The sequence below is a fragment of the Amycolatopsis jejuensis genome, from assembly GCF_000717335.1.
GTDB classification, from domain to species: Bacteria; Actinomycetota; Actinomycetes; order Mycobacteriales; family Pseudonocardiaceae; genus Amycolatopsis; species Amycolatopsis jejuensis.
This window is the reverse complement of sequence record NZ_JNYZ01000029.1, coordinates 128056-150067: the sequence shown is the minus strand read 5'-3', so window position 1 is coordinate 150067 and position 22012 is coordinate 128056. Positions and strand designations below refer to the sequence as shown.

Here is a 22012-nt window from a genome sequence, read left to right as displayed (position 1 = left end):
ATTTCGCTGCTCCTCACAAAGTCGTCAGCCCACCGTCGACGACGAGCGGTTGGGCGGTGATGTAGCTGGACTCACCGGACAGCAGGAACACGGTCGCATACGCGACTTCCCATGCGGTGCCCTGTCTGCGCAGCGGCACCCGCCGGGAGGTCTCTTCACGGCGAGGGCGACGAGCCGACGCCCCACGCCCCATCGGGGTGTCGATCAGACCCGGCACCACCAGATTCGCGCGCACGTTCCTTGGCGCACCTTCCCTCGACACCTGCCGGCAGAGGCCGAACAGGGCCGCTTTCGAAGCGTCGTAGGCAGGAGAGTCACTCCCCGGGCGCAGTCCGGCGACCGAACCGACGAAGACGATTGCGCCATCGTCGGCCAGCAACGGCAACGCCGCCCGGCAAGCGAGAAAGTGCGCACGGAGATTGACCGCGAAAACCTGGTCCCAATCCGTCGCACTCGTGCCGTCGAGCCGCAGGCCGAGTCCGATCCCGACGTTGAGCACGAGACCGTCGAGCCCGCCCAGAGATCGGTGCGCTTCGGCAACCATATTCGTGCACTGTGCCGGATCCGCGACATCTGCGGTCATCGCGAACGCGCGGCCACGCTCCTGCTCGATCAGGCCGACCGTGGCGTTCGCCGCGGCGGTGTCCATGTCCGCACAGGCGACGGCAGCCCCTTCCCGCGCGGCGAGCACCGCGATCGCCCGCCCATTCCCCGGCGGTGCCGGGAAATCCGGGTCCGAGCGGGTCCCGGCTCCCACGACCAGCAGCCGCATCCCGGTCAGCCGAGCCCGGCCCGGTGCCACGCCCGCCGACTCGGCGCTACTCATGACCGGTGGGCAGGTCGGCAATCCCCGTTTCGCGCTGGACGCCGAACGAGTTCAGCGCGAACGCGACGAGGTGGTAGTGGCCGATCAGCATCACCAGCTCGATCAGCTGGCGTTCGTCGTAGCGCTGCGCCAGCCGCGTCCAGGTCCGATCGGCGATCCGCGCATCCGCGTGAAGTTCGTCGACGGCGCTGAGCAGCACTCGGTCGAACTCCCGCCACCCGTCGGCGCCCGGGCCCGCCGGCACGCGCTCGATCTCACTGTTCTCCAGTCCGGCCGCGCGGGCGATCGGCTCGTGCTGCCCCCATTCGTAGTCCGACCGGCATTGCCAAGCGCTGCGCAGGATCATCAGCTCACGATCGCGCGGCGGAAGCAATCCTTTGGTCAACAGCTCGCCGCCGAAGGGCAGCCAACGCCGGAAAAGCTGCGGGTGGCGAGCGAAGGTGGTGAAGATGTTCGGAACGGCGCCGCAATCATCGGCTCGCGCGGCAACCAGTTCACGTACCGAATCGTCCCACTCTGCCGCGGGCAAGGGCAGCAGGCGCGGAGTCCTCACCACGCCGTGCCGACCAGCACTTTCGGACCCTGGTCGAAGATCATTCACAAAAATACGCTAGCATAATCATTGTGATGGCGAAATCCCCGCCCGATGGCGGCAGCCTGGCCCGTGCGCACGGCGCCGACCCAGGCCTCCCCCGCGGCCGAACCCCGCTGCCCGCGGATCGACGCAACGCAGCACACCGGGAGCGACTCGTGCGGGCGGTCATCGCATCCGCGGCAGAACTCGGCTGCCACGGCATGACGGTCGCCGACGTCGTGCGGCGCGCACGGGTGTCACGCAACGTTTTCTACGAACACTTCACCGACAAGGAAACCGCGTTCCTGACGGCTTTGGACGAAGGCGGAAAGCAGCTGTTCACCTGCATCTCCGCCGGTACCCACGGCACGGACCCGATGGACCGCCTCCGCTCCGCCCTGCGCGCATACCTCGGATTCCTCGCCGGCGAGCCGGAGTTCGCGCGCTGCTTCCTCATCGAACTGTTCCCGTGCGGCCCGGCCGCACGGGAACAGCTGCACCTCGCCCGCGCCCGGTTCGCCGCGGGGATCGGCCGCTGGCACCAGTCCGCGCGCCGCGCGCAACCAGACTGGCCACCCGTCCCGAAGGAGATCTACCGCGCCTTGGTCGGCGCCATGCACGAACTCGTCGTCGCCTACGTACGCGAAAACCGGGTCGCCCACCTACCCGAACTCGAGGACACCGCAGTCCGGCTATACCTGGCCGTGCTACGAGAATGGCCCACCCGAGAGTGACACCCGGCGCCGACATTCGCACTCAGCCTGTGGCATCTTGCTCAGACCGGGACGTTGCTGACGATCTCGCCGTCCTCGGCCTTGCAAGTCCGTACCGGAGAGCCGGCGAGCTCGCCCTTGTTGTCCCACTTGCTCACGGCGTTGCCCGCGTTCCTCACGAACTCCTCGTCATCGGACATGATCTTGGGTTGTCCTTCAGAACACCATGATCAACCGTCTCGCAGCGCTTGGCTCGGCGTTGTCCCGAATGCCTTCCGGTGTTCCTCGGCGAATCGGCCCAAGTTGCCGAAGCCCCAGCGAAATGCGATCTCGCTGACGGTTGTCCCTCCTTCCGGGTCTGCTTCACGGAGTTCCTGGTGCGCACGCCGCAGCCGCACGTCGCGCAGATAGCGAAGGGGTGTCGTGTCCCGGTGGCGTCGGAACGCGACTTGCAGGGCCCGTGGGCTCACTCGTGCCGACGCTGCGATGTCACGCAGGCTGATGTCCTCCGCTGCGGAATTCTCGATGTACGACACTGCCCGGCGCACCGCCGACGGTGCCACGAAATCGGGGTCGACCGGGTCGACGGCTTCGGCCGAGTTCGGGAATGCTTCCAGCGCCGCCGCGACAGTCAGCCGCAGCACTTGGGTGCGCACGAGCGGGCTGGTCTCGGCGACGCCGCTGGGCACGATGTGCTGCCAAAGGCTCCGCACGACACTGTCCCACACCTTGGCCTGTGCAGCGACCGGCTCACCGAGACCGAACCGCACCCGCAGTGGCGCATCCAGTCCGCGCAGGTCCGCGGCCGCCTGTTCCAGCCGCAGGCGGCTCAGCCGGACGTTCAGCAGCCGGCAGCCGAGGCCCCACCGCATTTCGTGCTTGCCATATCCGTCCATGACGACGGAGCGGTGCTCCACCCGCACCGCCTCGCCGGTGTCGGAACGAACCGCGAACGTCCCGCCGACCGGCAGGCTGATCAGGACGAAGTCCTCGAACGGTACCGGCTTGACCACGACCTCGCCCCGGCCGTATCCGAGCTCGTCGAGGTCCAGCCCGGGAAACCCGCTGGACTTCTGGCTGGCCTGGAACCCGGCGAACCCGCTGCGCACCTCCTGCGTGTGCGCGCAGTAGATCTCCGTGAGGCGAAGATGCGCCTCGTCCGGGTCCTGCGTGGACACTTGCAGCCGTGGACTCGACGTCATCGTGCCCTCCTCAGCCCGCTGCGACACTGCGGCGGCAGATTTGCCCGGCCCCGGTCATCAGGGCCGGGCGAACAGCTTACGTCGAGACGTGACGGTCGCCAAGAATGCGACATACCTGCCGTGGTCTCCGGGCGGACCATCCCCGAGTCAGGCCGGGCGAACCTTCACGGCATGACCGCCGGGCGGATCAGGTCTCCGTCGGGTTCCCGCGTCGCCATCGCAATGCGTTCCCGATCACGCTCCGGCCGGACGAAGCAGGCAGCCAGAACTCCGCACACCACGAGAAGCGCACCGGTGACGGCGAACGCCACCGCGTACCCGGTGGCCGGCAGCACGTACGCACCCACCAACGATCCGGTGAGGGCCGGGGCGATGATCCCGGCGACCGAGTAGACCGCCGCGTATGCGCCCAGGACGCCGCCCCGCCGCTCGACCGGGCAGATCTCGGCCGACGTCGTCTGCCCGACCGGGATGATCACCGAGCCGAGGCCGAAACCGACGCCCAGCAGCAGGATCTTCAGCCAGCCGTCCCCCACCGCGATCGCGGCGAGCAACGTCACTCCCGCCACCACGACGCACACTCCCGGGACCACTCCCCTGGCTCGGCGGCTCGACACCCCGCGGCGCATCACCCGGCGGGCGACCACCCCGTGCAGGAAAATGGCCGCCCCCATCACCGCCCACGGAACCACGACCACATACCCCGTCTCCCGGGTGGGGTACCCCAGCACCTTGGCAAGGTACGGCGGCAGCCACGCGACGAGGACGGCAACCGACCAGAAGGCGGCGAAGCTGCCGGCGACGCTCGCCAGCCAGGTGCCGGTACGGAGAATCCGCCAGGTGGAGACCGTCTTCTGCGGATCGGAGCGGCCTCCGGGCGTGACCATGCTGTCCTTGATCGGCCCTTCTTTTCCGATGAACAGCCACCCCACCGCCCACACCAGCCCGACCGCGCCGGTCACGCCGAAGGCAGCCCGCCACCCGTGGTCGGCAATGACCCAGCTCAGTATCGGCGACGCGATGATGACCCCCACCGGTACGCCGAGCCCGATCAGCCCGCTCACCAGGCTGCGGTCGCGATCCGCGAACCATTTGTGGGCGGCGTGGTTGGCGATCGGCGTGGCCGGCCCCTCGGCGGCACCGAGCACGATGCGGGTGACGAGCAGGGTCACGAAACCGCTCGCCGCCGCGAGAATCGTCATCTGGGACACCGACCAGAGGACGGCCATCCCGAAGATGACCCACTTGGTGGACAGCCGGTTGGACACCAAACCGACCAGCAGGGCAGCAACGCTGAACAGGAAGAAGAATCCTGACGACAACAGGCCGTACGCGGCCGGTGAAATCCCGAGTTCGTTCATCAGCGGCACCGCCGTCAGGCCGAGCACCGCTTTGTCCGCGAAGTTGATGATCAAGAATACGAAGAGCATTCCGGTGATGAGCCACGAGCGGATACCACCGGGTGGCACAGTCGGCTGATTCATCGTCGCCTCTGGGGGTCGGAGAGCGGGGAGCAGCAGCCCGCGGGCTAGGCCGCGGGCGGGAGGTAGAAGGGTTGCGGCAGCTGGGCGGCCAGCGTGACCGACTTCAGGTGCGTGTACATGTTGAGCGTCTCGGCACAGAGCTCGCTCCCGATGCCGCTTTCCTTGTGCCCGCCGAACGGCGAGCCGTCGACCATGTTGAAGTACTGGTTGACCCAGACGGAACCGGCTTGCAGCGCGTCGGCGGCACGCATCGCGTTCGCGAGGTCGTTGGTGTACAGCCCGGCGGCCAGGCCGTAGCGGACGTCATTCGCTTCGGCGATCATCGTGTCGAAGTCGTTCCACCTCAGCACCGACAGCACGGGGCCGAAAATCTCCTCCTGGGCGATCCGCATCTGGTTGTCGACCGCGAACAGCGTGGGCTCGACGAACCAGCCGTGTTCGTTACCGGGGACGGCGACCCGGTTGCCGCCGACGAGAAGCTCGGCGCCTTCATTCCGTCCGATATCGACGTAGCCGAGTACCTTCTCCCCTTGCTCGCCGGACACGAGGCAGCTGATCGTGGTCGCCGGATCCAGCGGCGACCCGACCTTCATCCGGCGGAACGCTTCCACCAGCTTGCCCAGGAACCGGTCGTACACGTCGTCATGCACGAACAGGCGGGTGCCGGCGAGACACGATTGGCCGTTGCAGTAGGTGGCCGCGAACGCCACGTTGTCGACGAGGGCATCGAGGTCCTGCACATCGGGGAAAACGATGTTCGGGCTCTTGCCACCGAGCTCGAGAGTGACCGGTACGAGCCGTTCGGCCCCGGCGTGCGACACCAGCCGCCCGACCTCGGAGCTCCCGGTGAAAGCCAGCTTGGCCACCCCGGGGTGCGCGGTCAGCGCGGCGCCGGCTTCTTCGCCGAAGCCGGGCACGACGTTGACCACCCCGGGCGGGAAGATCTCCGCGACGTGCGCGCACAGTTCCATGGTGGACAAGGAGGCGTTCTCATCGGGCTTGAGGACGACCGTGTTGCCGGCGGCGAGCGCGGGAGCGATCTTGAAAGCGGTCATGATCGCAGGCACGTTCCAGGGAATGATCTGGCCGCACACGCCGTAGGGTTCCCGTTTGGCGAGCGCCCATCCGCCCGGGATCGAGCGGTTCCATCCCGAGTGGGTCACCGCGGCCGCGGCGAAGAACCGGAACTGGCCGACCGCGATGGTGTGGTCGATCGTGGTCTCGAAGACCCTCCGGCCGATGTCCAGTGAGTCGATCAGGGCAAGGCGCTCGGCGTCGCCCTCGAGCGCGTCGGCCAGCTTCAGCAGCATGGCGCACCGCTCCTCCACGCGAGTCGCCGCCCAGGAGGGGAAAGCCGCAGTGGCCGCGGCGACCGCCGCATCGATGTCCCGGCTGTTCCCGCGAGTCAGGTCCGCGAGGTGTTCCCCGGTCGCCGGGTTGACCGCCGGGAAGACCTCGTCCGACGAGGCAGTGAACTTCCCGTCGACAAACGGAAGATAGCGGGGTTTCAGGGCGACGTCGGGCACGGCGCCGGCGAGATTCCGGTTGTTCATGTGACTTCTTCCTTACGAGTACGAGGTTGCCGGGATCGGTTCTTCGGCGGTTCTCACGAGGGCATCCGCAGGATTGCCTTGACGACCTCGCCGCGCTCGGAAGCGCGCGCAGCTTCGTTGACCTCGTCGAAGTTGTAGTAGCGAACCAGTTTGTCGAGCGGGAAACGGCCCTGGAGGTAGAACTCGATCAATTGGGGGATGAAGGTTTCGGCGATCGAGTCGCCCGAGACGATTCCGCGCACCGTCCGTCCGAAAAGGATGTTGTTCATGTCGAAGGTCGCTTCGGTTCCCATCGGCGCCGCGCCGATCAGCCCGCACACGCCCCTCAGGCCAAGCGAGTCGACGGCCTGGCGGAACACTTCGGGACGGGCGGTCGTTTCGATCGAGTAGTGCGCACCACCTCCGGTGATCTCCTGAATTCCGGCGACGACGTCATCGGTCACCGGGTTCAGGGTGTGTGTGGCACCGAGATCCCGGGCGAGCGCCAGCCGGCTTTCGTTGACGTCGACGGCAATGATCGTGAGACAGCCGGCAATACCGGCCGCCATGACCGCGGACAGGCCGACTCCACCGGTACCGAACACGGCAATCGCCGAGCCCGGCCGGGCTTCGAGACTGTTGAGCACCGCGCCCGCGCCGGTCTGAACGCCACAGCCCAGCGGGCCGAAAAGTTCGAGAGGGACGTCCTTGCGTACCTTGACGACGTTTCGCGCGTTCACGAGCGCGCGGGTCGCCCAGGAAGACTGGGAGAAGAAGTTGCTGTGCAGTTTTTCGGGGCCACGGCTGAGAGTCGTGGATCCGTCCAGCCGCGAGCCGCCGAAATTGCAGGCGAAGAGCCGAAGACAGTAGCTTCGGGCACCCACGATGCAGTTCCGGCACTCCCCGCAGAAGTAATAGCTCAAAACCACGTGGTCACCCGGGGAAACATGGCGAACCTGTGCACCGACCCGTTCGACGACGCCGGAACCTTCGTGGCCGAGCACGATCGGCAACGGGACGGGATAGTACTGGTCGCGGACGATCAGATCGGTGTGACACACTCCCGACGCAACCACCCGGACGATCACCTCGTCGTCCCGCGGAGTGGCGAGATCCACCTCCTCGATCGAAAACTCCCGGCCCTTTTCGCGGGTCACCGCCGCCTGGATCTTCATCGCGTTTCCGGCCTCCACACCCGTCCGCGGTGCGCACCCGGTGCCACGCACTCTGTTCGCGTATGGTCATCCGCCGGCCCCGATCCGGCTACCCGCAAAACGTCACGGTCGTACGGAAAACGCACCTCGCCGGGTGGCGCCCTTACCGCAGATTCGGGGTGATGACGTCGAAGTCCCCGGTGAACGTGTCGAGCAGCCCGAGCAGATCGGCCAGATCCGCGTCGTCACCGTCCACTTCGGCCCCTCCGTCCGCGAGCAGTTCCGCCAGCGAGGTTGCGCCGTAAGCCAGCGCGGCAAGCGCGGCCCGGCTGATCCGCAAGGTCCCGGCAGGCTCCTCTGCTGCACTCGCCACCACCGAGCGGAGGATCCCGTTCTGCACGACCAGCAGCAGCCGTTCTTCCACCGAACCCGAATCCGCATCCGCAACGTCGAGCCCGACGCGGAGCTCCCTCGCCGCCGCCCTCGGGCCGTTCAACCTGATCGCCAGATAGTCGAGCAGCATCGAGGTCGTCATCCCGGCGAGCAAATCCGGGCTCGCGTTGCTGAACGACCGTCCACCGGGGAAACCGTGCCGCAGCTCATGCGCCCCGACCAGGTAGAAGTTCCGCCACGCTCCGCTCTCGGACTGGTAGCCGAGCTGTTCGAACACAGCAGCCTGAAGTGCTCGCGCCGGTTCATGCTGCGGTTCGGCCGCGAGGACGTGCTTCAGCAGCTCGGCGGCCCACCGGTCCTCCCCCTCGTCGTGCGCGCGCTGCGCATGCGCGACCACCTGGTCGACCCCGCCCATCAAGCCGACATACCGCCGTCCGGCGTCGGCCGGGGCAAGCGGATGGAGGTTGGCGGGGTTCCCGTCGAACCAGCCGAGATAGTGCTGGTACACGGCCTTCGCGTTGTGGTTCACCGAGCCGTAACAGCCATGGTTCGCCCAGAACGCATCCAGCGGTGCAGGAAGGGCGATCAGCTCACCGATCTCGGCAGGAGTGTAGCCGTGGTTGGCCAGCCGGAGGACCTCATCGTGCAGGTAACGGTACACATCCCGCTGCATGCCGAGCAGTTCGGCGATCCGGTCCCGGCCCCAGGTCGGCCACTGGTGACTGATGAACATCACGTCGCTCTGGCCGCCGAACAAGCGCAAAGCCTCGTCGATTGCGCCGCTCCACCGGAGCGCGTCGCGCACCGGGGCGCCACGCAGCGTGTAGAGATTGTGCATCTGCTGCGAGACCGTCTCGGCCATGCACAGGGCGCGGAACTCCGGCAGATGAAAGTTCACCTCCGCCGGCGCCTCGGTACCCGGCACGGACTGGAACACGAAGCGGACACCGTCGAGAACCAGCTCCTCGCCGGTTTCGGTCACCTCGTGCGTAGGCCGGATCAACGTACTGGTCCCGGTCGCAACACCCGGCGCGATCCCGATCATCACATGCCCACAGGCATTCCTGGGCAACCGGCCACCGAACATGAAGCCCGCCCGCCTGCCCATCGCCGTACCTGCAGACACGTTCTCCTTCACCGCTTCCTCGTAGAAGCCGGCCGGAGCCACCACCGGAACCCGCCCAGCGAGCACGTCGACCTCGTCGACCACCCCCTTCACCCCGCCGAAGTGATCGATATGACAATGGGTGTGCACCACAGCGGTCACCGGGAGATCACCCAAGCTCGACCGGACGAGTTCCAGTCCGGCCGCCGCCGTTTCCACACACGTCAGCGGATCGATCACCACGAAACCCCGGTCGCCCACCACGATGGTCATGTTCGCCGCGTCATAGCCGCGGACCTGATACACCCGCTCCGTAACCTGGAACAAGCCGTGATGCCGGTTGAGCTCCGCAAGCCGCCAGAGACTCGGGTGCACAGTCGCCGGTGCATCGCCTTCCACGAACGAGTAGCTCGTGAGGTCCCAGACCACCCTCCCCGCCGCGTCACGAACGACCGGCGGCTCGATGGCAGCGACCCGACCCCGCCGCACATCCTCGAATGCCCGCCGATCATGCCACGGAAGCGAATCCCTCGCCGCGGCCTGCCGGGCCACCGTGGCAGAGCTGGCCCCGCGCGGTTCCACACCGGGAGAGTGCACCGATTGCGACATGATCCTGACTCCTCATTCTTCTTTCCTGAAGGGACTTCGTCGGTATCGCGTGAACCGGAATGCGCACCAAGGTGGAGCCGGGAACAGTTCGGCGTGCAGCGACCCTCGTGCGCACCGAATGCGCGCAAGGTACTGGGAACCGGCGACGACGCCCGACAGCGCCTGCGCGGGCGGTGACCGTCCCTGGCTCCACACAAGCCATGGCTCAGTGCCACCGGGCGCATGTCCGGATGTCGAACGCTAGGCCGCAACCTCACCGACGTCAACCACAAGATCAGCGGACTTGACAGGTCCGACACCCCAGGCACGATTCCGGTCGCAACTTCGCCGAAGCGATCGGCGCCCGTCCCCGGTCGATCTCTCGGCGTGGATCACGCGCGTCTGTTCCGGGAGTCAGTCCACGAGCGCATCGTCACCTTCGGCGGCTGTGGATCGCCTCGACACTGAGCAGCTCGTCGTCGAACAGCCAGAACCCGTGCAGTGGCGGGAGTTCCAGCCCGGCATCGAGCGGAACGATCCCCACTCGCACGTTCCGCGAGTGTGTGACGGCGATAAGGCGGTCGATCTGGCCAGCCGTCGTCTCCGGCCGCACGAACCGACTGTGCAACACAGCTTCGAACACCAGCAGCTCGATGGCTTTCGTCTCGTCGTCGAGAATTTGCGCGTGTGTACGCAGGTATCTGAACCGGGCCAGGCACGATCGCGGTCTCCACATCGACGATCTTGCGGTCCGTCTGCTCCAGTTCGGCGAACGACTTCTGCGCACCCCCATGGCCGCTTGTGCGGAGCCGAGTCTTCCACCGAGCCTGATCGCTTTCAGTTCCTGCTGCAGTGCGTCGAGTTCCTTGCCGGGCACGCCAGAACCCGAGCCCATTCGGTCAGCTCGGGCTCGGTGACCGCCTGTGTCCCACGTTCGATGAGCGACACTGTCGTCTCCGGCCAACCGAGCAACTCGGCAAGAGCTTTCTGCGTCATCGCCGGGACGTGGGCAATCCGTCGCTGCCGCAGGCCGTCGGCGAACTCCAGCAGCCGCGCGTTCGGGTCTTCGATCACGAGCTCCTCGTCGTCGGTGCGAGCAGCTTGTCGTGGGGCGCGACGACGGCCAGACAGTATCGCGCCACTGCTGATGGGAAGCGACGGTAGCCGGATCGGTCAGCAGCCGGACCCGTTCGAACGTCTTACGACCGCACGCGGCGCGCAGAGAAGCCGACCCCGCGCTCCCGATCGTCGATCGTGTCAGCAACGTCGTGCTCAACGGCAGCCCCCTCGACCACGACCGCTATTACTACTGCCTTTTGCTGGAGAAGGGACTCAATTCCGACAACGTCGAGACGCGGACCAAGATGGTCGCGGCAAAGGTCCGGCGCGCCGCCCGTCAGCACAATGCTGGCTGGATGAGCCATGACATCGCTCGGCTCACCACCGAACTAGGGCGTGTCTGACAAAGGTTGCGGTTGCTGGCTGGGATGCTGGTCGTCGTGTCGCGGTTTCAGTTGGTCTCAGACGAGCAGTGGGCGTTGATCGAGGACTTGCTCCCGGTCCGCACCGGTAGGCAAGGTCGGCCGTTTTCCGATGCCCGGGCGATGGTCGAAGGGATCATCTACCGCTACCGGTGTGGCATCGCGTGGCGGGACGTGCCGTCGGTGTTCGGTCCATGGCAGACGATCTGGACCTGGCACCGCCGGATGGCCGGCGACGGTACCTGGGACACCGTCCTGCAACGCCTGCTCACCCACGCCGACGCCGCAGGCGTGATCGAGTGGTCGGTGTCGGTGGATTCGACGATCGCCCGGGCTCATCAGCACGCCACCACCATCACCCGTCCCACAGGGGGCTGGGTCGAACTACACGGATCTACGAAGCGAGCCGCCTGATCACGCGGTTGGCCGCTCCCGCGGCGGCTGGAGCACCGAGGTGCACCACCTCGTCGACGGCAATGGCCGGCCGCTGGTGGCTCTGGTCGGGCCCGGCCAGGCCGGGGATGCGCCGATGTTCCCGCACCTGATGCGGCACCTGCGCATCCGCCGGACAGGACGCGGACGAGCCCGGAGCCGGCCGGACCGCGTCCGTGGCGACAAGGCCTACTCCTCGAGAGCGATCCGCAGACACCTGCGCGCCCGCGGCATCACCGCCGTGATCCCCGAACCTGCCGATCAGGCCGGGCACCGCAAGCGCCGCGGTTCCCGCGGCGGTCGGCCACCCGCCTTCGACGCGGTGGACTACCGCGGCCGCAACGTCGTCGAACGACGATTCAATCTACTCAAGCAATGGCGCGGGCTGGCCACTCGCTACGACAAGTTGGCCATCGTCTACCGATCAGCAGTGATCCTGCACGCGGTGCTCACCTGGACCAAAGCATTGTCAGACACGCCCTAGGCGAAGACGATCGCTCTTTCCCCGTTGTCGTCCCCCACTACCTGGCTCGTATGACAACTCGAGCACACACGCTCGGTGTGCCGAGTCCGCAGTTGCTCGAGTGGGTCACCCAACCACCCACCCCGCAACCGGCCTCCCCAGCCACGATCGAGCAGACAGCCATCCCAGGGCTTCCGGTCATCAAGCCGGTGGTACATCTCGATCACCAGAAGCCACCCTCACACCCCCGCCACACCCATCGCCCACAGGCTCACAGGACTCCCCTCACGGACCGGTGCCCCGCAGCAGCGCTGGGTCGGCTGAGAGCAGGGCTGACGGGGCGGTCAGCTGCCAGCCGCGCTCGTACGCGGCAGCGAAACCTTCGTCGCCCAGCGCGGTGCGGCCGCGGGCGCTCAGCGCGCGGATCTGCAGATCGGTCCGGTCGTGCACACCGCGCAGCCTGGCCGCCGCGCCGAGCAGGGCGGCCGCGTCCCGGGGGCGCCCGTACAGCGCGGCGACACCGGCTACCGCCACAGCCACCATCGCCAGGATCGGCATGTCCGAGCTGTCCACCGCGGCGAGGTATGCCCGGCTCAGCGCCGCTTCGGCACCTGGTCCGTCGCCGGTCTCGAGGCAGAGCGCACCGCGCGCCACGGAGATCAGGGCCCGATTGTGGCCGCTGCCGTCGAACTGGGGGTGTTCTGACAGTCCGGCCTCGGCCGACTCGATCAGCTCGCGGGCCCGGTCCGGATCGCCGATCCGCACCCACAGGCCGGCTTCCAGCGCGTCGGTCAGGATCGCCAGCTCGGGAGACGACACGCGCTCCCGGTTGGCGGCGATCATCCCGGCCGCCCGCGCGGTCTCGCCGCGCCGGACGTGCAGGTCGATCGAGCGCAGGTTGAGGAAGATCTCGTCGCTGAGGCTGAGCGAGCCGAACTCGCGGGCCAGCGTACTGGCCTTGGCCAGATCGGCCAGCCCGCCGCCGAGATCGCCGTCGTACTGCCGCAGCAGCGCGCGCAGCGGCAGTGCGGTGGCCAGCCCCCAGCGGTCGCCGGCCCGGCCGAAGATCTCCAGCGCGGCGGCGACGTCGCCGCGGACCTGGTCGAAGTGACCCGCGTTCTCGGCGAACTGGGCCCGGAACAGGTGCGCCAGCCCGGACAGCCATTCGTCCGGTCCGTCGATGAACCGCTGGACGGTCTCCGGCGCCGCGTTCGTCTCCGGGATGGTGGCCAGCCGGAGCGCGACCAGCGCGCCGCCGAAGGACGGCAGCTCCGGCTGGCCGGCGAGCGCCCACAGTTGCTCACGCCAGTCGGCGGGCGGGGCATAGGCGGCGAACCGGTTGATCAGCAGCACCTGCTCGGCGACGGCGCGCGGCACGCTCGGCCGCGCGCCCGGCGTCGAAACCGCTTCGCCGAGCCAATGAGCCGCGTCGGTGTGGCGGCCGAGCATCTGCCAGTACCAGGTCAGGTTCACCGCGAGTCCGATCGCGCCGTCGGCGTCGCCGGTGTCGCAGCGGTGGCGCAGGGCGGCGAGCACGTTGTCGTACTCGGCGCGGAGCACCCGCAGCGCGTCCAGCTGCCGAGGGCCGCGCAGCAGCGGGTCGTTTTCGGCGACCAGACCGGCGAAGTACTCGGCAGCGAGATCCCGCACGCTGGTCCGGAGTTCTTGTGCGGCAAGGCTTTCCAGCCCGTACTCGCGGATCGTCTCCAACATCCGGTACCGGCTGGTGTCCGGGACGAGCCGCAGCAGCGACCGGTCGACCAGGTCGGCGAGCAGGTACGGGATCTCGCCGGACGGCACCGCGGCGCCCGCGCAGACCGCGGCGGCCGAGTCGCGGGTGACTCCGCCGGGCAAGACCGAGATCCGTTCCGCGACCGTGCGCTCGTCCGGGCTGAGCAGCTCCCAGCTCCACGCGATGACCGCGCGCAGCGTGCGGTGCCGGGGGAAGGCGGTGCGGCTGCCGGTGGCGAGCAGCCGGAACCGGTCGGACAGACCGGCCGCCAGGTCAGGCAGGGCGAGCGTGCGCAGGCGGGCTGCGGCCAGTTCCAGCGCCAGCGGCAAGCCGTCCAGGCCGCGGACCACCATCGTGACGTCGGCGAGATTCGCTTCATCCACCGCGAAACCGGGACGCACGGCCGCAGCCCGCTCGGCGAACAGGCGCACCGCCGCGGTCCGCCGGGCCGGTTCGACCTCCGCGTCCGGCTCGGGCAGGGCGAGCGGGCCGAGCGGCACCAGCGCTTCGCCGTCGACGGCCAGCGGTTCACGGCTGGTGGCCAGCACCCGAAGCCCGGCGCACCGGGCCAGCAGCGCCTCCACCAGATGGGCCACGGCGTCGACGAGGTGCTCGCAATTGTCCATCAGCAGCAACCGTTCCCGGCCGCCGAGCTGGTCCGCGAGCACATCCAGCTCGGCACCCTCGACCCGCGTCCGCCCCTCGAAAAGCCCGCTGCCGCGCATCCTGATCCCGGCCAGCACGGCCGCGCCGACCTCGGCAGGTTCGGAGACCGAAGCGAGGTCGATCAGCCAAGCACCGCCCGGGTATTCGTGGCGGCGGGCGGCTTCCAGCGCGAGCCGGGTCTTGCCGGCTCCGCCGGGGCCGAGCACGGTGATCAGCCTGCCGGCGGCGAGCAGTTCGCCGATCCGGGCGAGGTCGTCGTCCCGTCCGACAAAACTGGTCAGTGCCGCGGGGAGGTTGCCCGGGCTTTGGGCGGGAAGCGGCGCGACCGGGTTGCGCAGCAGGCGCAGATGCCGCTCGCGCAGTGCGGTGCCCGGGTCGGTGCCGAGTGTCTCGGCCAACGCCTCGCGGATCTGTTCGTAGCGAGCGAGCGCGTCGGCCTGGCGGCCCTGTGCCGCCAGCGCGTCCATGAGCAGCGCTGCTGCCCGCTCGTGGACCGGGTGCTCAGCGAGCAAGCGGGACAGCCGGGCGGCAGCCGCCTCGACGCGGCCAAGCGACAGTTCGGCGTCGGCGAGATCGGCTACGGCATCGACGGAGACCTGCGCGAGCCGGGTCGCGGCGGCCACCGACACCGCGGCGACTGCTGCCGGCTCGGTGTGGGGCTGGTCGCCCCACACCGCCACGGCCTCGCCGAGCACCTCCGCGGCTGCGGACAGCTCGCCGGACCGCAGGTGGTCCCGGCCAGCGACGATCAGGTGTTCGAACCGCAGCGCGTCCACGTCCGCCGGAGCCACGTCCAGCCGGTAGCCGCCAGCGGCCGGTACGACGACGTCCGCCGAACCGAGCATCCGGCGCAGCCGCGAGACGAGAGCCTGCAGGGCATGCGCGGGATCGGCGGGCGGGTCCTCGGCCCAGATCGCGTCGACCAGGACGGCTGGCTCGACCGTGCGCCCGCCGGCGAGCGCCAGCCGCGTGGTCAAGGCCTGCAATCGCGCGCCCGGGACGGACAGGACAGCATCGCCGCGAGACACCTGCACGGTGCCGAGCAACGTCACACGAAGCGGGACAACAGCCACCCTTCGATCTTCGCGTGCCTGCCCGATGGCCGCCAGCACCGGGATGTGCGCGCCGTGTGCGCCTCGTGTGAGTGGTGGCGGGCAGTCTCGGGCTCACCACGGAAGAAGGGGGTTGTCATGCACGACGTAGTGATCGCGGGGGCCGGGCCGGTCGGCCTGTTCCTCGCCGGTGAACTGGCTCTCGCCGGCTGTTCGGTGCTGGTGCTGGAAAAGGAGGCGGACCCGCATTCCCCGTGGCGGAAGATGCCGCTCGGGATGCGGGGGCTGTCGGGCGGGTCGGCCGAGGCGTTCTACCGCCGCGGAATGCTGCGTTCGCTGCTGGCCGAGTCCGGCGCGGCCCCCGCCGAGGAAGAGCAGGTGCGCCCGAGCTGGGTCGGCCATTTCGCCGGCACTTCTCTCGACCCGGCCGACGTAGACCTCTCCGCCCTGCCCTACCGGCTGCCCAGCCCCGCCCTGGACGGCATCATGACCAGCCTCGAAGCGGTCGAGACGGTGCTGGCCGAACGGGCAGTCAAGCACGGTGCCGAGATCCGGCACGGCGTCCAGGTCTCCGGTCTCGTCCAGGACGACGAGGGCGTGGTCGTCCAGGACGGCGAGCACGAGTACCCAGCTCGCTGGCTCGTCGGCTGCGACGGCGGACGCAGCACGGTGCGCCGGCTCGCGGGCTTCGCCTTCGTCGGCACGGAGCCGCAGCTCACCGGGTACGTCGCGCTGGCGGCGTTCGCCGATCCCGGCAAGCTGACGCCTGGGTTCAATCTGACCCCGGCGGGCATGTACCTCACGATGCCCACGCCCGGCCACTTCGGCGTGATGGACTTCGACGGCGGCACCTACGATCGTTCGCAGCCGCTGACCCGCGAGCACCTCCAAACGGTGCTGCGCCGCGTTTCCGGCACCGATGTGACGCTCGACGAAGTGCACCTCGCCTCCAGCTTCACCGACCGGGCACTGCAGACGACCGAATACCGGCGCGGCCGCGTCCTGCTCGCCGGCGACGCCGCGCACATCCATTCGCCGCTGGGCGGGCAGGGACTCAACCTCGGCATCGGCGACGCCATGAACCTGGGCTGGAAGCTCGCGGCGACGGTGCGCGGGGACGCGCCGGACGGCCTGCTCGACACCTACGCCGCCGAACGCCATCCGATCGGCGCGCGGGTGCTCGACTGGTCGCGAGCCCAGGTGGCGGTCATGCGCCCGGACCCGCACTCCCGGGCGATCCAGGCTGTGACGCGCGACCTGATGGCAACCCGAGCCGGTACCACCTACGTCTTCGAGCGCACCTCGGGCCTGTCGCTCCGCTACGACCTCGGCGACGAGCATCCGCTGGCCGGCCACAACGCGCCGGACTTCCGCCTCGCCGACGGCAGCCGCGTCGGCGAACTCCTGAGGGACGGCCAAGGCGTCGCCCTGGACTTCAGCGCCGACGGACGGCTGCGCGACGTGGCGGAGCGCTACCCGGTCCAGTACAAGGCCGTACCGGCGCGCGACGACCTCGGCTTCGGCGCCGTGCTCGTCCGGCCGGACGGCATCGTCGCCTGGGCCGGCGACCGCGACCCGGACCCCGGCTCGTTCGAGAACGCCCTCACCCGTTGGTTCTGACCCTTGACGGAGGTAGACATCATGGAAAACCACTGGATCGCTGCTTGGGGCACCGCGCAGCAGCTGGCGATGGCGGCCGAGGCAGGCGGCGGGCCGGAAATGCCGGACGAAGCACCGCCGGAAGCAGACCTCGACACCACCCCGGAAACGGTGAGCGCGCAAACCGTCCGCATGGTGGCGCGTTCCACGGTCGGCGGGACGGCCGTGCGCGTCGCCCTTTCGAACTCCTTCGGCCACGCGCCGGTCCGCATCGGCTCCGCCTTCCTCGACGGCACACAGCTGACCTTCAGCGACCATGCCGAAGTAGTGCTGCCGACTGGCGCGCTGCTCTACAGCGACCCGATCGACTACACCGTGTCCCCGCAGACCGACCTGACCGTCTCGCTGTATCTCCCCGACGAGAAGGTCGCCCCGACGGTCCACGAGGTCGGACTCCGCACGGCTTGGCTCGCTCCGGGCGACCAGACCGCCGAACCGAATCTGCGGGACGCCACCGAGTTCCAGTCGTACTTGTGGCTCACCGGCATCGACGTGCTGGCACCGCGCGGCGCCGCCACCGTCATCGCCTTCGGCGACTCCCTTGTGGACGGTATGGAGACCACCCCCGGCGCCGACGCACCCTGGCCTTCGGTGCTCGCCCGCCGGTTCGCCGCCTGCCGCGATCTCCCGCCCCGCGCGGTGGTCAACATGGGCATCTCCGGCAACCGCGTCCTGCGCGAGACCGACGGCATGGGAGCCAGCGCGCTGGCCCGCTTCGACCGTGACGTGCTGGCCCGCCCCGGTGCCAGCTGGATCGTTCTGTTCGAGGGCGGGAACGACCTGATTTTCGGCTCCCTGCCGGGAATGCCGGAAAGCGAACAGGCCACCGCGGCCGACCTCATCGACGGTTATCGCCTGCTGCTCACGCGGGCGCATCTGCACGGCCTGCGCGTCATCGGCTGCACGCTGCCGCCGATCGGCGGATCCCCGGTCTTCACCCCGGAGTTCGAGGACGCCCGCCAGCAGGTGAACCGCTGGATCCGCGACAGCGGCGAGTTCGACGCGGTCACCGACCTGGACGCGGCACTGCGCGATCCGGCCGAGCCGACGAAGACTCGCAGTGAGCTGATCTCCGACGACGGCGTCCACCCGAACGACTCCGGCCACGCGGCGATCGCCGAGGCCTTCGACCTGGAGCTGTTCCGGCACGCTTGACCGGTCCGTGAGGGGCCCCTGAGAGCCCCTTGGCGGATGGTGTGGCGGGGTGTGAGGGTGTGGGGCGGGGCTTCTGGTGATCGAGATGTACCACCGACTTGATCACCGGAAGCCCTGGGATGGCTGTCTGCTCCATCGTGGATGTAGCTGACCCGCTCGGCCCACCACAGACTGGCAACCACCTCCGCGCCCGCGCCTGGCGACTCGCCAATGCGCAGAGGGATGCCACCACCGCCCTCTCACGTCTATCAGGCAGTAATCACCTGGACGACCGCGCCGCTCCAGCCAACGGCGCGACGACCCGACTCGATCACGAGTTTCAAACCGGCTTCGACGCTGCCCGACAGCAGCTACAGAACGCCTGCGGCGCGAAGCCCGACCAACCGCCGACCACCATCGTCCCTGGCGAACCCGATCTCAGCAGGCCGCAGCGTCAGTTGCTTGGGGGCGATGCAGCGGTAACGGCCGTGAGCACCGCGCCGCTGACGGTGGCGATCACGGGCGTCAGGGTCAAGACCAGCTCGTCCGCACCCGGTCACCTCGTCTCGCTGACCATCCAGGCACGAGCCGCTGGCCTCGGAGTAACTTCACTCGCGAGCGAGGGGAGCTGACCGGGTTGGCACGTCTTCATGTCGGCTGCGCGATGTGGACCCACAAGGCGTGGCCGGGGCGGTTCCTCCCGCAGCCACTGCCGGTCAAGGAGCGACTGCGGGCCTACGCTGGCTGGTGCAACGCGGTCGAAGGCAACACCACCTTCTACGCAACGCCCACCCGGGACACCGTCGAGACCTGGGCACAGCAGACCGACCCGGACTTCCGGTTCGTCGTCAAGCTGCCCAAGGTCGTCACGCACGAACGCCGGTTCGCCGGAGTCGAGACCGAAATGCGGACGTTCCTGGACGCGATCGACCCCCTCGGCGACCGGGCCGTCCTGTGGACGCAACTGCCCGCGTCATTCGCCCCTTCGGACGTCGACGCCCTTCGCCGCTTCCTGCGCCGCCTCCCCACCGACCGCCGTCGCGCAGTGGAGGTGCGACACCCCGGCTTCTTCACCGACACCGGCTCGACGTCGCTGGAGCGGGCACTCGCCGACGCATCCGCCGAATGGGTGCCCTTCGATACCACCGTCTTCTTCCAGCGCCCCCCAACCAGCGAGGCCGAGGAGGACGCCTGGGCCAAGAAACCACGCCTCCCGCGGCGAACCCGCGCACTGACCGACCGCCCGATCGTCCGCTACCTGGGCCGGGACTCGATCAGCGAGACAGTCAAGGGCTGGCGGCCATGGACGGAGGTGGTCGCCGCCTGGCTACGAGAGGGCCGGTCACCGACGGTCTTTGTCCACACGCCCGACAACGTCGACGCACCCGCGCTGACCCGCAGCTTCCACTCCGAGGTGCGCGCGCTGGTGCCTGATCTCGCCCCACTGCCCGAACCGGAGCCGGTCGAACCCGCGACCCTGTTCTGACGCCGCTGCACTTCGACGGCGATACTCGCTCGCTTGGGTGCCAGATGGAGGTGGCCAGGAGGTCCCTGAGCAGGTCCACGACGTGGCGCGCGGGTCCGTCGCCGATTGACTTGAACACGCCGCGGTGACCAGCGGTGTGCCCGCCGATCACTGCTTTGCGGCCCGAGGACCTGGCAGGGTTGCAGGTCGCGGGTGGCGGCACCAAAGTGGTCGACGCTCCCCTTGATCGTGACTGGAAGCACCCAACGAACGTGAAGATCGATGTGACCGTCAGGCCAGCCCACGATGTCTTTGAACAGGCCGTTGACCAGCTAATTCCCTGATTCTCATCGGAATGTTGAAAACATATGATGATCTCATGTCAGTGTGAGGCATCGTTGCGGGCCCCCCTGAAATGATGGCCCTGACCGTCGTATACTCTCTTCATCAGCAAGTCCGAGTGGCGGAATGGCAGACGCGCTAGCTTGAGGTGCTAGTGCCCTTAACGGGCGTGGGGGTTCAAGTCCCCCCTCGGACACACGCATTATTCACCCGCGGAGAGGCCGTCACATCGACGGCCTCTTTTTCGTGGTCGAACCGCAGGTCAAGGGCCAAGTCCCGGTACAGCTGGGCGAGCTTCCCCGGTTCTCCATCGTTCAGCGCAGTTCCGATGTCACCGAGTGAATCGATCATGGCGTAGACCTCGGCGTCTGTCAGCCCTGCCGGTTGTCCCGTGCTTGCCAGTTCGGCCTGCGCTACCGCTCTGTCGGCTTGCGCCTCGTTGATGCTCTCCACCAGTGCTGCCGGGTCGATCCCGGCACCGATCGCGTCCTGGAACCGTCGCAGCTTGGCCTCGGCCTCGTCCAGCCGTCGGCGAGCGGCCCCGTCACTCCCCGGTTTCCCGACGGGTTGCGCCTCCACCAGCTGTTCGACGGTCCGATCGACGTTCTTCGGGTCGAACAGTTCGCCAATCCAGCAGTTCACCGCATCCCGCAGCGGTTCCTCACGGAGATAGATCGTCGGCGGATGCGTCGCCAGTGCCGGTGAACCGGGAGCCAGGGTCCGCGCCGGGCACCGGTAGTACATGCCATGCTTGCGCGGACTGCCCTCCATCTTCCGTCCGCACGTCGCACAGCGAATCAAGCCCCGGAACAGGTACGGGTGCTTGACCGCACGGCCAGCTCGCTCTGCCTTTCGAGCAGTCCGTAAGCCACCGGCTGCCTTGGCACGGCGCAGTAGCTGCGCCTGCGTGAAGTCCTCCACGGAGATGACCTCCGGGTGCGCGGGCGTCCGGGAACGCACAACGCGATCCGCCGCCGCACGCCGAAACCGCACGACGTTCCCCGCCGCGACGTCCTCCGGGTCAAGCAACATCTCCTGCCGAGCCCAGCGCCCGAAGAACGCATAGCCGGTATAGCGCGGGTTCTCCAAAATCGCCCGCACCGTGCTGCCTTGCCACCCATCAGCGAGGCGGTGCCGATTCTGCTCCGGCCGCCGCGCCGACGGACACGGGATCCCGGAGCGGTTGAGCCCAGTGGCAATCGCCCGATCTCCGTTGCCGGACAAGTACTCCGCGAAAATTCGGCGCACAATGTCCGCCGGTTCCTCGTCAACGGCAAGTACCCGCAACCGGAATCCCTCGGCCGCCTTTCGCGGGTTCGGATGCGGCCCGCCATCCACCACGACGTACCCATACGGCGCGCGGCCACCCTGGTGCCGTCCCTCGTTGATGACCTGCGCATCCATCGCCGCACGGACACGCGCCTGAACATGCTGCCGCTCCGACTCGCTCATCCCGCCGAGCACGCTCATCAGCATCTTGTGCGACGGGTTTCGCGGATCAAACCTCCCACCCAGCTCCGGCACCCACAGATCCACTCCGTAGGCCGCGAACCGCGGTGCGATCAGCGAGAACTGGTTACCGAACCAGCACCGTGTACCCTCGCCGACCACGATCGCGTTCCAGCCACGCCGAGGGTCTTTGAGCGCTGCCAGCAGCCGAGACGCCTCCTGCCGTCGCTCCCATGGCACTGACCGCGACTGACCGACATCGAAGTACTCAGTGGTCACGCGCGCACCGAACGGCTCCACGAACTTCTGCGCGTTCCCGAGTTGCCAGCCGCGTGACGTCTCCGGGTCCTGGTTGTCCTCCGTCGAGCAACGTCCGTAGAACGCCACTGGCCCGATGCCTTCGTCAACCGGCTCTACCGCTTGAAGACCGAGAATCTCATCCAGCGTCGCCCACGGATCACTGATGAAATCAGCCGTCACGTTGCACCCCCTCGACCGGCTCCGGGATCGAAACCGCAGTCAGTTCGCTCAGAATCGCCAACAGCGTCCGCGCCGCAGGCACTGTC

The 22012-nt window shown here is 68.3% G+C and carries 18 protein-coding genes, 1 tRNA gene and 1 pseudogene; 8 read left to right on the top strand and 12 right to left on the bottom strand.

Annotation, left to right across the window (positions count from 1 at the left end):
• Positions 1 to 13: 13 nt before the first annotated feature.
• Together OO71_RS34460 and OO71_RS34455 are read right to left on the bottom strand one after the other, a co-directional pair.
• Positions 14 to 826, bottom strand: coding sequence for an SDR family NAD(P)-dependent oxidoreductase (locus OO71_RS34460; RefSeq protein ID WP_033294152.1), 813 nt, complete (start codon positions 824 to 826; stop codon positions 14 to 16).
• Positions 819 to 1379, bottom strand: a complete 561-nt coding sequence (locus OO71_RS34455) for a carboxymuconolactone decarboxylase family protein (RefSeq protein WP_051792601.1) — start codon at positions 1377 to 1379, stop codon at positions 819 to 821. The genes OO71_RS34460 and OO71_RS34455 overlap by 8 nt, the downstream gene beginning before the upstream one ends.
• Positions 1380 to 1453: 74 nt before the next feature.
• Between OO71_RS34455 and OO71_RS47870 the strand changes: the two genes are divergently transcribed.
• Complete coding sequence (locus OO71_RS47870) at positions 1454 to 2134, top strand: TetR/AcrR family transcriptional regulator (RefSeq protein WP_084145480.1); 681 nt, start codon at positions 1454 to 1456, stop codon at positions 2132 to 2134.
• Between the two features lie 41 nt (positions 2135 to 2175).
• Here the strand turns inward: OO71_RS47870 and OO71_RS50535 are convergent, their stop codons facing one another.
• From OO71_RS50535 to OO71_RS34415, 8 genes and pseudogenes are all read right to left on the bottom strand, one after another.
• The gene (locus OO71_RS50535) at positions 2176 to 2313 is read right to left on the bottom strand and encodes a hypothetical protein (protein WP_156096698.1); all 138 of its coding nucleotides are present in this window, start codon (positions 2311 to 2313) and stop codon (positions 2176 to 2178) included.
• A gap of 30 nt (positions 2314 to 2343) precedes the next feature.
• Complete coding sequence (locus OO71_RS34445; protein ID WP_051792591.1) at positions 2344 to 3315, bottom strand: helix-turn-helix transcriptional regulator; 972 nt, start codon at positions 3313 to 3315, stop codon at positions 2344 to 2346.
• Between the two features lie 164 nt (positions 3316 to 3479).
• The gene (locus tag OO71_RS34440) at positions 3480 to 4799 is read right to left on the bottom strand and encodes an MFS transporter (RefSeq protein ID WP_063740151.1); all 1320 of its coding nucleotides are present in this window, start codon (positions 4797 to 4799) and stop codon (positions 3480 to 3482) included.
• A 44-nt stretch (positions 4800 to 4843) separates the two neighbouring features.
• Complete coding sequence (locus tag OO71_RS34435) at positions 4844 to 6352, bottom strand: aldehyde dehydrogenase family protein (RefSeq protein WP_033294150.1); 1509 nt, start codon at positions 6350 to 6352, stop codon at positions 4844 to 4846.
• 53 nt (positions 6353 to 6405) lie between these two features.
• The gene (locus tag OO71_RS34430; RefSeq protein WP_033294149.1) at positions 6406 to 7506 is read right to left on the bottom strand and encodes an NAD(P)-dependent alcohol dehydrogenase; all 1101 of its coding nucleotides are present in this window, start codon (positions 7504 to 7506) and stop codon (positions 6406 to 6408) included.
• A 142-nt stretch (positions 7507 to 7648) separates the two neighbouring features.
• Positions 7649 to 9412, bottom strand: coding sequence for an alkyl/aryl-sulfatase (locus OO71_RS34425; RefSeq protein ID WP_245633874.1), 1764 nt, complete (start codon positions 9410 to 9412; stop codon positions 7649 to 7651).
• A 592-nt stretch (positions 9413 to 10004) separates the two neighbouring features.
• A pseudogene (locus OO71_RS34420) lies at positions 10005 to 10290 on the bottom strand (Scr1 family TA system antitoxin-like transcriptional regulator).
• 118 nt (positions 10291 to 10408) lie between these two features.
• Complete coding sequence (locus OO71_RS34415; protein WP_033294147.1) at positions 10409 to 10645, bottom strand: helix-turn-helix transcriptional regulator; 237 nt, start codon at positions 10643 to 10645, stop codon at positions 10409 to 10411.
• A 194-nt stretch (positions 10646 to 10839) separates the two neighbouring features.
• Between OO71_RS34415 and OO71_RS34410 the strand changes: the two genes are divergently transcribed.
• Genes OO71_RS34410 through OO71_RS53480 form a run of 3 tightly spaced genes read left to right on the top strand, consistent with a single transcriptional unit; the run spans position 10840 to position 11968 of the window.
• Positions 10840 to 11034: a hypothetical protein gene (locus OO71_RS34410; protein ID WP_033294146.1), complete on the top strand. Its 195-nt coding sequence runs from the start codon at positions 10840 to 10842 to the stop codon at positions 11032 to 11034.
• Between the two features lie 36 nt (positions 11035 to 11070).
• The gene (locus tag OO71_RS53485) at positions 11071 to 11466 is read left to right on the top strand and encodes a transposase (RefSeq protein ID WP_033294193.1); all 396 of its coding nucleotides are present in this window, start codon (positions 11071 to 11073) and stop codon (positions 11464 to 11466) included.
• A 40-nt stretch (positions 11467 to 11506) separates the two neighbouring features.
• Positions 11507 to 11968: a transposase gene (locus tag OO71_RS53480; protein ID WP_425388727.1), complete on the top strand. Its 462-nt coding sequence runs from the start codon at positions 11507 to 11509 to the stop codon at positions 11966 to 11968.
• 264 nt (positions 11969 to 12232) lie between these two features.
• On the opposite strand, the gene OO71_RS34395 is transcribed toward OO71_RS53480, so the two are convergent.
• A complete protein-coding gene (locus OO71_RS34395) occupies positions 12233 to 15418 on the bottom strand; it encodes an AfsR/SARP family transcriptional regulator (RefSeq protein ID WP_033294192.1) in 3186 nt (1061 codons plus the stop codon).
• A 117-nt stretch (positions 15419 to 15535) separates the two neighbouring features.
• On the opposite strand from OO71_RS34395, the gene OO71_RS34390 reads away from it, so the two are divergent.
• The 4 genes from OO71_RS34390 (at position 15536) to OO71_RS34375 (ending at position 20193) form a co-directional block, all read left to right on the top strand.
• A complete protein-coding gene (locus OO71_RS34390; protein ID WP_033294144.1) occupies positions 15536 to 17017 on the top strand; it encodes an FAD-dependent monooxygenase in 1482 nt (493 codons plus the stop codon).
• A gap of 21 nt (positions 17018 to 17038) precedes the next feature.
• Positions 17039 to 18211 carry an SGNH/GDSL hydrolase family protein gene (locus OO71_RS34385; protein WP_051792588.1) on the top strand — a complete coding sequence of 391 codons (1173 nt, stop codon included), beginning with the start codon at positions 17039 to 17041 and terminating at the stop codon, positions 18209 to 18211.
• Positions 18212 to 18854: 643 nt separating this feature from the next.
• Positions 18855 to 19676, top strand: a complete 822-nt coding sequence (locus OO71_RS34380) for a DUF72 domain-containing protein (protein WP_033294143.1) — start codon at positions 18855 to 18857, stop codon at positions 19674 to 19676.
• 433 nt (positions 19677 to 20109) lie between these two features.
• A tRNA-Leu gene (locus OO71_RS34375) sits at positions 20110 to 20193 on the top strand.
• Here the strand turns inward: OO71_RS34375 and OO71_RS49515 are convergent.
• Entirely contained in the window at positions 20175 to 21926 is a 1752-nt protein-coding gene (locus OO71_RS49515) for a recombinase family protein (protein WP_084145477.1), read from the bottom strand. The genes OO71_RS34375 and OO71_RS49515 overlap by 19 nt on opposite strands.
• Positions 21927 to 22012 lie beyond the last annotated feature (86 nt).

Coding starts and splice junctions, on each gene's coding strand:
- OO71_RS34460 (WP_033294152.1), bottom strand. CDS start 826: ATGAGTAGCGCCGAGTCGGCGGGCGTGGCACCGGGCCGGGCTCGGCTG.
- OO71_RS47870 (WP_084145480.1), top strand. CDS start 1,454: ATGGCGAAATCCCCGCCCGATGGCGGCAGCCTGGCCCGTGCGCACGGC.
- OO71_RS50535 (WP_156096698.1), bottom strand. CDS start 2,313: ATGTCCGATGACGAGGAGTTCGTGAGGAACGCGGGCAACGCCGTGAGC.
- OO71_RS34445 (WP_051792591.1), bottom strand. CDS start 3,315: ATGACGTCGAGTCCACGGCTGCAAGTGTCCACGCAGGACCCGGACGAG.
- OO71_RS34440 (WP_063740151.1), bottom strand. CDS start 4,799: ATGAATCAGCCGACTGTGCCACCCGGTGGTATCCGCTCGTGGCTCATC.
- OO71_RS34435 (WP_033294150.1), bottom strand. CDS start 6,352: ATGAACAACCGGAATCTCGCCGGCGCCGTGCCCGACGTCGCCCTGAAA.
- OO71_RS34430 (WP_033294149.1), bottom strand. CDS start 7,506: ATGAAGATCCAGGCGGCGGTGACCCGCGAAAAGGGCCGGGAGTTTTCG.
- OO71_RS34390 (WP_033294144.1), top strand. CDS start 15,536: ATGCACGACGTAGTGATCGCGGGGGCCGGGCCGGTCGGCCTGTTCCTC.
- OO71_RS34385 (WP_051792588.1), top strand. CDS start 17,039: ATGGAAAACCACTGGATCGCTGCTTGGGGCACCGCGCAGCAGCTGGCG.
- OO71_RS34380 (WP_033294143.1), top strand. CDS start 18,855: ATGTGGACCCACAAGGCGTGGCCGGGGCGGTTCCTCCCGCAGCCACTG.